Raw genomic sequence first — 12,466 nt, 5'->3', positions numbered from 1 at the left:
ATGAAGAAACAACGTATTTTTGTGGCGGGCCATCGCGGGATGGTGGGGGCCGCCATCGTAAGACAGCTGGCCCAACGAGATAATGTCGAACTGGTGCTGCGTACCCGAGATGAGCTTAACCTGCTGGATGGAGACGCGGTGCGTCACTTCTTCGCCGCTGAACGTATTGACCAGGTGTACCTGGCGGCGGCAAAAGTGGGTGGAATTGTAGCCAATAACACTTATCCAGCTGATTTTATTTACGAAAATATGATGATTGAGAGCAACATTATTCATGCGGCGCATCTGCATAACGTGAATAAACTGCTGTTTCTCGGATCATCCTGTATTTATCCCAAACATGCTAGCCAGCCAATAGCAGAAAGCGAACTCTTGCAGGGGCAACTGGAGCCGACCAACGAGCCGTATGCGATTGCCAAAATAGCCGGCATCAAGCTGTGTGAATCGTATAACCGTCAGTATGGCCGTGATTATCGCTCGGTGATGCCGACGAATTTGTACGGGCCGCATGACAACTTTCATCCAAGCAATTCGCATGTGATCCCGGCGCTGCTGCGCCGCTTTCACCAAGCCTGCGAGCAAAATGCGCCGGATGTGGTGGTGTGGGGAAGCGGCACGCCGATGCGCGAGTTTCTGCATGTGGATGATATGGCGGCGGCCAGCATCCACGTAATGGAGCTGGCTCATGAAGTCTGGCAGGAATATACCCAGCCGATGCTGTCGCATATCAATGTGGGTACCGGCGTGGACTGCACCATCCGTGAACTGGCCCAGACCATTGCCAAGGTAGTGGGTTACAAGGGGCGCGTGGTGTTTGACGCCAGCAAACCGGACGGGACGCCGCGCAAATTACTCGACGTTACGCGTTTGCATCAGTTGGGCTGGTATCACGAGATATCACTTGAGGCAGGGCTTGCCAGCACCTGGCAGTGGTTCCTTGAAAACCAGCAGCGTTATCGGGGGTAAGCATGTTTTTACGTCATGAGGATTTTGCCACCGTCGTACGTTCAACCCCGCTGATTTCTATCGACTTGATCGTGGAAAACGCCGAGGGAGAGTTTCTGCTCGGTAAGCGTCTCAATCGTCCGGCGCAGGGCTACTGGTTTGTTCCCGGCGGTCGTGTGCAAAAAGATGAATCGCTACATGCGGCTTTTGAACGGCTGACTGAAGCTGAGTTGGGGTTGCGTCTACCGCTGTCCGCCGCTGAGTTTTATGGTGTCTGGCAGCACTTCTATGACGACAACTTTTCCGGGGATGATTTCTCAACGCATTACATCGTGCTGGGATTTCGTCTGCGCGTATCAGAAAACGACCTGCAACTGCCTGATGCACAACATGATGCCTACCGCTGGCTGGCGGCAACAGAGATTCAGGCCAGTGACAGCGTACACGCCAACAGCCGGGCTTACTTCTGCCAGGTAAGCCAGAGCGGAGTACCTGGGCTATGAGGATCCTGGTGTATGGCATTAACTACTCGCCGGAGCTGACCGGTATCGGTAAGTACACCGGTGAAATGGTGGAGTGGATGGCGCAACAAGGTCATGACGTGCGGGTGATCACTGCGCCGCCTTATTATCCGCAATGGAAAGTTAATGGTCGCTATTCATCCTGGCGCTATCGTCGCGAGGAGGGGGATGCCACCGTCTGGCGTTGTCCGCTGTATGTGCCTGAGCAACCCTCAACGTTCAAGCGTCTGCTGCATTTGGGCAGTTTCGCCCTGAGCAGTTTCTTCCCGCTGCTGGCGCAACGTCGCTGGAAGCCGGATCGCATCATCGGCGTGGTGCCGACGCTGTTTTGTACGCCGGGGATGCGCTTGCTGGCAAAACTCAGCGGCGCGCGCACGCTGCTGCACATTCAGGATTATGAAGTCGATGCCATGTTGGGACTTGGCATGGCAGGCAAAGGCAAGCGCGGTATGGTGGCGAAACTGGCCTGCGTGTTTGAACGCAGTGGTTTGCACAGCGTGGACAATATTTCGACGATTTCCCGTTCCATGATGCGCAAAGCCATGGAAAAAGGCGTTGCGCCACGCAAGGTTATTTTCTTTCCTAACTGGTCGGAAGTGGCGCGCTTTCGTGACGTGACCGACGCCGATGCTTTGGCGTTGCGCCAGAAACTGGGATTGCCCGCGGATCAAAAAATCATTCTCTACTCGGGCAATATCGGTGAAAAGCAGGGGCTTGAGTGCGTCATCGACGCGGCGGCCCAATTGAGTGAGCAACCCTGGCTGTTCGCGATCGTCGGGCAGGGCGGGGGCAAAGCGCGACTGGAGACCATGGTCAGCGAACGCGACCTGCGCAACGTAATGTTCTTTCCGCTGCAACCTTATGAAGCGCTGCCTGCGCTGCTCAAGCTCGCGGACTGTCATCTGGTCGTACAAAAGCGTGGCGCGGCGGATGCAGTACTGCCGTCCAAACTGACTAATATCCTCGCCGTTGGCGGTAACGCGGTGATTACCGCTGAGCCTGAGACCGAATTGGGTCAGTTGTGTGACGCTCATCCTGGCATCGCGGTGTGTATCGAGCCGGAATCAGTCAATGCGCTGGTTGGCGGGATTCAACAGGCGCTAACCATGCCAAAAGTTAACACGGTGGCACGTGAGTATGCCGAACGCTCGTTGGATAAAGAAAACGTGCTGAATCAATTTATTGCTGATATTCGGGGTACATGATGAGTCAAAACAAACTCTTTCCGGTAGTCATGGCCGGTGGCTCGGGTAGCCGTTTATGGCCACTGTCCCGCGTACTGTATCCAAAGCAGTTCCTGTGTCTGAAAGGCGATCTCACCATGTTGCAGACGACGATTTGCCGTCTGAACGGTGTGGAGTGCGAAAGCCCGGTTGTTATCTGTAATGAACAACACCGTTTTATCGTTGCGGAACAGTTACGGCAACTGCACAAACTGACCGAGAACATTATTCTCGAACCAGCCGGACGCAACACTGCGCCAGCCATAGCGCTGGCTGCGCTGGCGGCAAAACGTCAGTGTCCGGGTGACGATCCGCTGCTACTGGTGCTGGCGGCCGATCACATGATTGCCGACGAAGAGGCATTTCGCGAAGCGGTTCGCAATGCGATGCCGTATGCCAGTGCGGGTAAGCTGGTGACGTTTGGTATCGTCCCGGACCAACCGGAGACTGGCTACGGCTATATCCGTCGAGGCGAGGTTTCACCGTCGAATACTGACGCGGTGGCTTTTGAGGTGGCGCAGTTTGTTGAAAAACCTAATCTGGAAACCGCACAGGCGTATGTGGCAAGCGGCGACTACTACTGGAACAGCGGGATGTTCCTGTTCCGGGCAGGCCGTTACCTGGAAGAATTGAAAAAGTATCGTCCCGATATTCTTGAGGCCTGCGAAAACGCCATGAGCACCGTCGACCCCGATCTCGATTTTATTCGCGTTGATGAACAGGCGTTTCTCGCCTGCCCGGAAGAGTCTGTGGACTATGCGGTAATGGAACGTACGGCCGATGCGGTGGTGATGCCTATGAATGCAGGCTGGAGCGATGTCGGCTCCTGGTCATCATTGTGGGAAATCAGCGCCCATACTGCTGAAGGTAATGTGCATCACGGCGATGTCATTAGCCACAAAACGGAAAACAGCTACGTCTATGCCGAATCCGGGTTGGTGACGACCGTCGGGGTGAAAGATCTGGTGGTGGTGCAAACCAAAGACGCGGTACTGATTGCCGATCGCAACGCGGTACAGGATGTCAAAAAAGTGGTGGAGAAAATTAAAGCTGACGGGCGCCATGAGCACCACATTCACCGCGAAGTTTATCGTCCGTGGGGCAAATATGACTCCATTGATGCCGGAGACCGTTACCAGGTCAAGCGAATTACCGTCAAGCCTGGCGAGGGATTGTCCGTGCAGATGCATCATCATCGGGCTGAGCACTGGGTTGTGGTTGCAGGTACCGCGAAAGTGACAATTAATGATGATATCAAACTGCTCGCTGAAAACGAGTCTGTCTATATTCCGCTGGGAGCGACCCACTGTCTGGAGAACCCCGGAAAAATCCCGCTCGATCTGATTGAAGTACGCTCCGGATCTTACCTCGATGAGGATGATGTGGTGCGGTTTGCGGACAGATACGGGCGCGCCTGATGCCGGATGCGCTTATCCGGCCTGCAACAGCGTAGGCTCGGTAAGGGAAGCGCACCGGGCAATGCATTAACACTTGTTAAAAAGGCTCATTAAGAGTCAGGGCCTCCTGTTGCCTGAAAAAGGGTAAATCATGACAAAACTGACCTGTTTTAAAGCGTATGACATCCGCGGCCGACTGGGCGAAGAGTTAAATGAAGAGATTGCGTGGCGTATTGGCCGCGCTTACGGCGAGTTTCTGCAGCCGAAAACCATCGTCCTCGGCGGCGATGTCCGCCTGACCAGCGAGGCGCTGAAGCTGGCGCTGGCGAAAGGCCTGCAGGATGCAGGGGTGGATGTGCTGGATATTGGCATGTCGGGCACCGAAGAGATTTATTTCGCCACTTTCCATCTTGGCGTTGATGGCGGCATTGAAGTGACCGCCAGCCATAATCCGCTGGATTACAACGGCATGAAGCTGGTGCGGGAAGGGGCACGGCCCATCAGCGGCGATACCGGTCTGCGCGACGTGCAGCGTCTGGCGGAAGCGAATGACTTCCCGGCGGTTGATGAGAGCAGACGTGGCCGCTACCAGCGGATTAATCCTCGCGATGCCTACATTGACCACCTGCTGGGTTATATCAATCCCGGCAACCTGAAACCGATGAAGCTGGTGCTCAATTCCGGTAACGGCGCGGCAGGCCCGGTGGTGGATGCCATTGAAGCCCGTTTTAAGGCGCTGGGCGTGCCGGTCGAGTTCATCAAAATTCACAACACGCCGGATGGCAATTTCCCCAACGGTATTCCCAACCCTCTGCTGCCGGAGTGCCGGGCAGACACGCGTAACGCGGTGATTGCACACGGTGCGGATATGGGGATTGCCTTTGACGGGGATTTTGACCGCTGCTTCCTGTTTGATGAAAAAGGCCAGTTTATAGAAGGGTACTACATTGTCGGTCTGCTGGCGGAAGCGTTTCTGGAGAAGAATCCGGGGGCGAAAATTATCCACGACCCGCGCCTGTCCTGGAACACCGTGGATGTGGTGACGGCGGCAGGCGGTAAACCGGTGATGTCAAAAACCGGACACGCGTTTATTAAAGAGCGGATGCGCCATGAAGATGCCATTTACGGCGGCGAGATGAGCGCGCATCACTATTTCCGCGATTTTGCGTACTGCGACAGCGGGATGATCCCATGGCTGCTGGTGGCGGAGCTGCTGTGTCTGAAAGGACAGTCGCTGGGCGAACTGGTCCGTGACCGGATGGCGGCATACCCGGCGAGTGGAGAAATAAACAGCACGCTGGCGGAGCCGACGGCAGCGATAGCGCGGGTGGAGCAGCACTTTTCCCGGGAAGCGCTGACGGTGGACAGAACGGATGGCATCAGCATGTCGTTTGTCGACTGGCGTTTCAATTTACGCTCTTCCAATACCGAACCGGTGGTGCGCCTGAACGTGGAATCGCGCGGAGATATTCCGTTGATGGAAGCGCGAACGCGCACTCTTCTGGCGTTGCTGAATCAGTAATGCCGGTGCTTCCTTTGCCCGGTTATGGGCCAAAGGCGACTAACAGGAACCACGATGACACATCTAAAGAAGCGCGAACGCGCCAAAACCAATGCGTCGTTAATTTCGATGGTGCAACGTTTTTCGGATATCACCATCATGTTTGGCGGGCTATGGGTAATCTGCGAATTAAGCGGTTTGCCTTTCCTGTACATGCACCTGCTGGTGGCGTTGATCACGCTGGTGGTTTTTCAGATGCTCGGCGGGATAACGGATTTTTATCGCTCATGGCGCGGCGTCAAAATATCCACTGAGCTGGTGCTGTTGCTGCAAAACTGGACACTGAGCCTGATTTTTAGCGCAGGTTTAATTGCCTTTAATAACGATTTCGATAACCGTCTTGCGGTCTGGCTGGCGTGGTATCTGCTGTCAAGCGTGGGGCTGGTGTTGAGCCGTTCGTTTATTCGCTACGGTGCGGGATGGCTGCGTAATCGCGGTTACAACACCCGCCGGGTTGCGGTGGCAGGCAACCTGCCCGCCGGGCAAATGCTACTGGACAGCTTTCGCCATGAACCGTGGCTGGGGTTTGAAGTAGCCGGTGTCTATCACGATCCTGTTCCAGGGAAAAACTCCCGCGACTGGGCCGGGAATCTGCAACAACTGGTGGATGACGCTAAAGCTTCACGCATTCATAACGTCTATATCGCCATGTCGATGAACGATGGCGCCAGTGTGAAAAAACTGGTGCGCGATCTGGCCGACACGACCTGCTCAGTGATCCTCATCCCCGATGTCTTTACCTTCAACATCCTGCATTCACGGATTGAAGAGATGAACGGTGTTCCGGTGGTGCCGCTGTATGACACGCCGCTCTCGGGCATTAACCGTCTGTTGAAGCGTGCGGAAGATATCGTGCTGGCCTCGATGATCCTGCTGCTGATTTCCCCGGTGCTGTGTGGCATTGCGTTACTGGTGAAACTGACCTCAAAAGGACCGGTAATTTTCCGCCAGACCCGTTACGGCATGGATGGGAAGCCGATCAAAGTCTGGAAGTTTCGTTCAATGAAAGTGATGGAAAACGACGCGGTGGTGACGCAGGCGACGCAAAACGACCCACGCGTGACGCCGGTGGGGAATTTTCTGCGCCGGACGTCGCTGGATGAGTTACCGCAGTTTATTAACGTGCTGACGGGAGGGATGTCTATCGTCGGGCCACGTCCGCACGCGGTGGCGCATAACGAACAGTACCGCCAACTGATTGAGGGTTACATGTTACGTCATAAGGTGAAGCCGGGCATTACCGGTTGGGCGCAAATCAACGGCTGGCGGGGGGAAACCGATACGCTGGAAAAAATGGAAAAACGTGTGGAATTTGACCTCGAATATATTCGCGAGTGGAGCTTATGGTTCGATATCAAAATTGTTTTTCTGACGATATTTAAAGGCTTTGTGAACAAAGCGGCGTATTAACATGAGCTTACGAGAAAAAACGCTGAATGGCGCGAAGTGGTCGGCAATTGCCACGGTGATCATTATTGGCCTCGGACTTATCCAGATGACCGTCCTGGCGCGGATTATTGATAATCACCAGTTCGGGTTGTTAACCGTGGCGCTGGTGATCATTGCCCTGGCCGACACGTTGTCTGACTTTGGCATTGCCAACTCCATTATTCAGCGCAAAGAGATTGGCTACCTTGAACTGACCACCTTGTACTGGCTCAATGTCGGACTCGGTATTGTGGTATGCGTGACGATGTTTCTGCTTGGCGAGACAATTGCCAGCGTACTCAATAACCCCGAACTGGCTCCGCTCATCAAAACGTTATCACTGGCGTTTGTGGTGATACCGCACGGCCAGCAGTTTCGCGCGCTGATGCAAAAAGAACTGGCCTTTAACAAAATCGGCATGATTGAGACCAGTTCGGTGCTGGCCGGCTTTACCTTTACCGTGGTGAGCGCCCATTTCTGGCCGCTCGCGCTGACGGCTATTCTTGGGTATCTGGTGAACAGTACGCTACGTACGCTGCTGTTCGGCTATTTTGGTCGCCAGATTTACCGTCCGGGGCTGCATTTCTCGCTGGCTTCCGTTTCGTCAAACCTACGTTTCGGCGCATGGCTGACGGCGGATAGCATTATTAATTATATCAATACCAATCTTTCTACGCTGGTGCTGGCCAGAACGTTGGGGGCAAGTGTCGCGGGGGGATTCAATCTTGCCTGGAACGTGGCGGTTGTACCGCCAATCAAACTGAACCCGATCATTACCCGCGTTCTGTTTCCGGCGTTTGCCAAAATTCAGGACGACAGCGAAAAATTGCGGGTGAATTTTTACAAACTACTGTCGGTGGTCGGGATCATCAATTTTCCGGCGCTGCTGGGATTAATGGTGGTATCGAACAATCTGGTGCCGCTGGTATTTGGCGAGAAGTGGAACGGTATTGTCCCCGTCCTGCAATTGTTGTGCATTGTCGGGCTACTGCGCTCTGTCGGGAATCCGATCGGTTCACTGCTGATGGCGAAGGCGCGGGTTGATATCAGCTTCAAATTCAATGTGTTCAAAACCTTTCTGTTTATTCCGGCCATTTTCATCGGTGGACATCTGGCGGGGGCGACAGGCGTGACGCTGGGCTTTTTGCTGGTTCAGGTGATTAACACCATCCTCAGTTATTTCGTGATGATCAAACCTGTTCTGGGTTCCAGCTACCGTCAGTATATGCTCAGTCTGTGGCTACCGTTGTATCTCTCCTTGCCAACCGTTGTTGTGAGCTATGCGCTGGGTTTTACCCTGCGCAACCAACTGCCGTTAAGCGCGGTGCTGGGGTTGCAAATCGCGGCGGGAACGCTGGCGTTTGCGGTGATGATTGTGCTGTCGCGCCACCCGCTGGTGGTGGAAATAAAACGCCAGCTCTGTCGCAGTGAAAAAATGAAAACCTTGCTCCGTGCAGGATAAGAACAACGCTTTAAGAGGTCATAATGAAACTATTAATTTTGGGCAACCATACCTGCGGGAACCGAGGGGATAGCGCTATTCTGCGCGGTTTGCTGGATGCCATTAACGCGCAGCGTCCCGAGACTGAAGTCGATGTTATGAGCCGCTACCCGGTAAGCTCCTCATGGTTACTCAATCGTCCGGTGATGGGCGATCCATTATATTCGCAGATGAAGCAACACAACAACGCCGCGGGCGTGATGGGTCGAGTGAAGAAGGTCTTGCGCCGTCGCTATCAGCACCAGGTGCTGCTCTCGCGCGTCACCGACTCTGGTAATCTGCGCAACATCGCTATCGCCCAGGGATTTACCGATTTTGTCCGTCTGTTGTCGCGCTATGACGCCATTATCCAGGTCGGCGGATCGTTTTTTGTTGATTTGTATGGCGTGCCGCAGTTCGAACATGCCCTGTGTTCATTTATGGCGAAAAAACCGCTGTACATGATTGGGCACAGCGTGGGGCCATTCCAGGATGAGCAGTTTAATCAACTGGCGAACTACGTTTTTGGCCACTGTAACGCGCTGATTTTGCGCGAATCCGTCAGTCTGGAACTGATGAAACGCAGCGCAATAACCACGGAAAAGGTTGAGGCAGGCGTGGATACCGCCTGGCTGGTCGACAATCATCATGAGGATTTTGAGCCAGGCTATGCCGTACAGCACTGGTTGCAAATGGTGGCAAAACAGAAGACTGTAGCCATTACTTTGCGTGAGCTGGCGCCCTTTGATAAGCGTCTGGGAACGACGCAACAGGCTTATGAACAAGCCTTTGCCGGGGTAGTGAACCGCATTCTCGATGAAGGGTACCAGGTGATAGCGTTGTCAACCTGTACCGGTATCGATAGTTACAACAAAGATGATCGTATGGTGGCGTTGAACCTGCGTCAGCATGTTAACGACCCGGCCCGTTATCATGTGGTAATGGATGAACTCAACGACCTTGAGATGGGAAAAATTCTCGGGGCATGCGACCTGACGGTGGGCACTCGCCTGCACTCAGCCATCATCTCGATGAATTTTATGACGCCCGCCATCGCCATTAACTATGAGCATAAATCGGCAGGGATCATGCAGCAACTGGGGCTACCGGAGATGGCCGTCGATATTCGCCATTTGCTGGATGGCAGCCTCGAGGGCAAAGTCGCCGATATTCTCGGACAGCTTCCTGACCTGAACATACGGGTAGGGGACGCGGTTATGCGTGAACGCGAACGTGGGGTGCGTATGGTGCAGTCGGTATTAACGCGCATTGAGGGGGAAAAATGAAGATTGGTTTTTTCCTGCTTAAATTTCCACTCTCCTCAGAGACCTTCGTATTAAATCAGATCACTGCGTTCATCGATATGGGCTATGAGGTGGAGATTGTCGCGATGCATAAGGGCGATCTTGAAAATACGCATGCCTCATTTAATACCTACCAATTGGGCGACAAAACGCGCTGGTTGCTGAATGAACCGGACGGCAAACTGGCAAAGCTGAAATTCAGGGCGGCGGCTGCATTGCAGGGCATCACCCGCGCAGCCACCTGGAAAGCGCTGAATATCTCTCGCTATGGCGACGAGGCGCGCAATTTGATTTTGGCGGCTATTTGCGGTGGGAATCCGCAGGCATTTCAGGCGGATGTCTTTATTGCGCACTTTGGCCCGGCAGGCGTGACGGCTGCCAAACTGCGTGAGCTTGGAATGATCCGCGGTAAAATAGCCACGGTATTTCATGGCGTTGATGTTTCGCACCGGGATGTATTGGCCCGCTATACCCCCGAATATCAGCAACTGTTTCAGCGCGGTGACTTGATGCTGCCCATCAGCAATCTCTGGGCCGGACGTTTAAAAAACATGGGATGTCCGCCGCAGAAAATTGCCGTCTCGCGTATGGGAATCGATATGACGCGCTTTACCCCGCGCCAACTGAAATCGCCAGCCGCGCCGTTGGAGATTATTTCTGTCGCGCGCTTAACCGAGAAAAAAGGGCTGCACGTCGCCATCGAAGCCTGTCGGCAGTTGAAAGAGCAGGGCGTCTTATTTCGCTATCGCATTCTTGGCATTGGTCCCTGGGAACGTCGTCTGCGGACGCTGATCGAACAATACCAACTCGATGATGTGATTGAGATGCCCGGCTTTAAACCCAGTCATCAGGTGAAGGAGATGCTTGAGCAAGCAGATGTATTTCTGCTGCCTTCGATTACTGGCAGGGATGGCGATATGGAGGGGATCCCGGTAGCGCTGATGGAGGCGATGGCGGTGGGGATCCCGGTCATTTCGACGGTTCACAGCGGGATCCCTGAGCTGGTGGAGTCGGGTAAATCTGGCTGGCTGGCACCGGAAAACGATGCCCAGGCGTTGGCTGAACGGTTAGCGGCATTCAGCCTGCTCGACAGTGAACAGGTGCAGCCGATTGTGCAATGCGCTCGAGAAAAAATTGAAGCTGAATTTAATCAGTTAGCGATCAATAAACAGTTAGCCAGCCTGCTGCAAACGATGTAAATCGAGGTTGTATGTCAGAGAAAAAACTCTCACGTCGTAGTTTTCTGGCGGCAGGCTCTGCGCTTGTCGTGCTGCACTCTCCCATTAGCCGGGCGCTTGAATCATCTGGCAGCGTCAATATTCAGGATTACAACCCAAAGGATTGGGTCGCATCTTTCAGGCAGGCATTCACGGAAGGGCAAACGGTAGTCGTACCCGAAGGGCTGGAATGTAAAAATATCAATACCGCGATTGTTATTCCGCCAGGCAAAACGCTATCGGTGCAAGGCCGCATAAGCGGCAACGGGCGTGGGCGCTTTGTTCTGCAGGATGGATGCAAGGTCATGGGCGAGCAGGGCGGTAGCCTGAGGAACGTTACTCTCGATGTGCGGGGTTCGGACTGCGTGATAAAAGGGATTGCCATGAGTGGTTTTGCTCCGGTGACGCAAATCTACATTGGCGGCAAAACCTCAAGGCTGATGCGCAATCTGACGATCGATGATATTACCGTCACGCGCGCTAACTATGGGATCCTGCGTCAGGGCTTTCATAACCGCATGGACGGCGTAAAGATCACGAACAGCCGTTTTAGCGATTTACAAGGGGACGCTATCGAATGGAATGTGGCGATTAACGACAGCAATATCCTCATTTCTGACCATGTTATCGAACGTATCAACTGTACCAACGGCAATGTGAACTGGGGCATCGGTATCGGGCTGGCGGGGAGTACTTATGACAATAGCTATCCCGAGGAACTGGCGGTAAAAAACTTTGTGGTGGCGAACATCACCGGTTCCGACTGTCGACAGTTAGTCCATGTGGAGAACGGCAAACATTTTGTCATTCGTAATATTACCGCGCGAAATATCACTCCGGATTTCAGTAAGAAAGCGGGCATTGATAATGCAACGGTCGCGATTTATGGGTGTGATAATTTCGTTATTGATAATATCAATATGGAGAATAGCGCCGGTATGCTCATTGGCTATGGCGTCATCAAAGGACGATATTTATCCATTCCGCAAAACTTTAAATTAAATAATATTCATCTGGATAACTCAAAACTGGAATACAAATTACGCGGCATGCAGATATCCTCGGGCAATGCCACGTCATTTGTGGCCATCACTAATGTGGCGATGAAGCGCGCCACGCTGGAGTTGCACAACCAACCGCAACACCTTTTCTTACGTAACATCAAGGTCATGCAGCAATCCACGACGGGACCTGCGCTAAAGATGCATTTTGATCTTCGCCAGGATGTACGCGGAAAATTTATGGCTAAACAGGATACATTGCTATCACTGGCGAATATCCATGCGGTAAACGAAACCGGGCAAAGTTCAGTTGACATTGACCGTATAAACCATCAGGTGGTTAATGTTGAAGCGGTGAATTTCCGACTACCGGGACAGGGGAGGTAACC

General features: G+C 53.5%; 10 protein-coding genes. All 10 read left to right on the top strand.

Going from position 1 to position 12,466, the window contains the following annotated elements:
• The 10 genes from fcl to wcaM all read left to right on the top strand — a co-directional run bounded on the left by fcl (nt 1) and on the right by wcaM (nt 12,464).
• Nucleotides 1-966 carry a GDP-L-fucose synthase gene (fcl, locus tag JSN25_RS19225; RefSeq protein WP_204525259.1) on the top strand — a complete coding sequence of 322 codons (966 nt, stop codon included), beginning with the start codon at nt 1-3 and terminating at the stop codon, nt 964-966.
• Nucleotides 967-968: 2 nt separating this feature from the next.
• Nucleotides 969-1,448, top strand: a complete 480-nt coding sequence (locus JSN25_RS19220) for a GDP-mannose mannosyl hydrolase (protein ID WP_204525258.1) — start codon at nt 969-971, stop codon at nt 1,446-1,448.
• Nucleotides 1,445-2,671, top strand: a complete 1,227-nt coding sequence (gene wcaI, locus JSN25_RS19215; RefSeq protein WP_204525257.1) for a colanic acid biosynthesis glycosyltransferase WcaI — start codon at nt 1,445-1,447, stop codon at nt 2,669-2,671. The genes JSN25_RS19220 and wcaI overlap by 4 nt, the downstream gene beginning before the upstream one ends.
• A complete protein-coding gene (gene cpsB, locus JSN25_RS19210; protein WP_038641772.1) occupies nt 2,671-4,107 on the top strand; it encodes a mannose-1-phosphate guanyltransferase in 1,437 nt (478 codons plus the stop codon). The genes wcaI and cpsB overlap by 1 nt, the downstream gene beginning before the upstream one ends.
• A gap of 130 nt (nt 4,108-4,237) precedes the next feature.
• Nucleotides 4,238-5,608 (top strand): colanic acid biosynthesis phosphomannomutase CpsG, encoded by a 1,371-nt coding sequence (cpsG, locus tag JSN25_RS19205; protein WP_137350810.1) that lies wholly within the window; start codon nt 4,238-4,240, stop codon nt 5,606-5,608.
• A 54-nt stretch (nt 5,609-5,662) separates the two neighbouring features.
• The gene (wcaJ, locus tag JSN25_RS19200) at nt 5,663-7,057 is read left to right on the top strand and encodes an undecaprenyl-phosphate glucose phosphotransferase (protein ID WP_137347031.1); all 1,395 of its coding nucleotides are present in this window, start codon (nt 5,663-5,665) and stop codon (nt 7,055-7,057) included.
• Nucleotide 7,058: 1 nt separating this feature from the next.
• A complete protein-coding gene (gene wzxC / locus JSN25_RS19195; RefSeq protein WP_204525256.1) occupies nt 7,059-8,537 on the top strand; it encodes an MOP flippase family protein in 1,479 nt (492 codons plus the stop codon).
• Nucleotides 8,538-8,560: 23 nt separating this feature from the next.
• The gene (gene wcaK, locus JSN25_RS19190) at nt 8,561-9,841 is read left to right on the top strand and encodes a colanic acid biosynthesis pyruvyl transferase WcaK (protein WP_069323499.1); all 1,281 of its coding nucleotides are present in this window, start codon (nt 8,561-8,563) and stop codon (nt 9,839-9,841) included.
• A complete protein-coding gene (gene wcaL, locus JSN25_RS19185) occupies nt 9,838-11,058 on the top strand; it encodes a colanic acid biosynthesis glycosyltransferase WcaL (protein WP_069323500.1) in 1,221 nt (406 codons plus the stop codon). The genes wcaK and wcaL overlap by 4 nt, the downstream gene beginning before the upstream one ends.
• Before the next feature lie 11 nt (nt 11,059-11,069).
• Complete coding sequence (gene wcaM, locus JSN25_RS19180) at nt 11,070-12,464, top strand: colanic acid biosynthesis protein WcaM (RefSeq protein WP_204525255.1); 1,395 nt, start codon at nt 11,070-11,072, stop codon at nt 12,462-12,464.
• Nucleotides 12,465-12,466 lie beyond the last annotated feature (2 nt).

The organism is Citrobacter cronae, assembly GCF_016893685.1.
Lineage (GTDB): Bacteria > Pseudomonadota > Gammaproteobacteria > Enterobacterales > Enterobacteriaceae > Citrobacter > Citrobacter werkmanii.
The sequence above is the reverse complement of the archived record's forward strand: the minus strand, read 5'-3'. Positions and strand labels throughout refer to the sequence as shown.

Coding starts and splice junctions, on each gene's coding strand:
- fcl (WP_204525259.1), top strand. CDS start 1: ATGAAGAAACAACGTATTTTTGTGGCGGGCCATCGCGGGATGGTGGGG.
- JSN25_RS19220 (WP_204525258.1), top strand. CDS start 969: ATGTTTTTACGTCATGAGGATTTTGCCACCGTCGTACGTTCAACCCCG.
- wcaI (WP_204525257.1), top strand. CDS start 1,445: ATGAGGATCCTGGTGTATGGCATTAACTACTCGCCGGAGCTGACCGGT.
- cpsB (WP_038641772.1), top strand. CDS start 2,671: ATGAGTCAAAACAAACTCTTTCCGGTAGTCATGGCCGGTGGCTCGGGT.
- cpsG (WP_137350810.1), top strand. CDS start 4,238: ATGACAAAACTGACCTGTTTTAAAGCGTATGACATCCGCGGCCGACTG.
- wcaJ (WP_137347031.1), top strand. CDS start 5,663: ATGACACATCTAAAGAAGCGCGAACGCGCCAAAACCAATGCGTCGTTA.
- wzxC (WP_204525256.1), top strand. CDS start 7,059: ATGAGCTTACGAGAAAAAACGCTGAATGGCGCGAAGTGGTCGGCAATT.
- wcaK (WP_069323499.1), top strand. CDS start 8,561: ATGAAACTATTAATTTTGGGCAACCATACCTGCGGGAACCGAGGGGAT.
- wcaL (WP_069323500.1), top strand. CDS start 9,838: ATGAAGATTGGTTTTTTCCTGCTTAAATTTCCACTCTCCTCAGAGACC.
- wcaM (WP_204525255.1), top strand. CDS start 11,070: ATGTCAGAGAAAAAACTCTCACGTCGTAGTTTTCTGGCGGCAGGCTCT.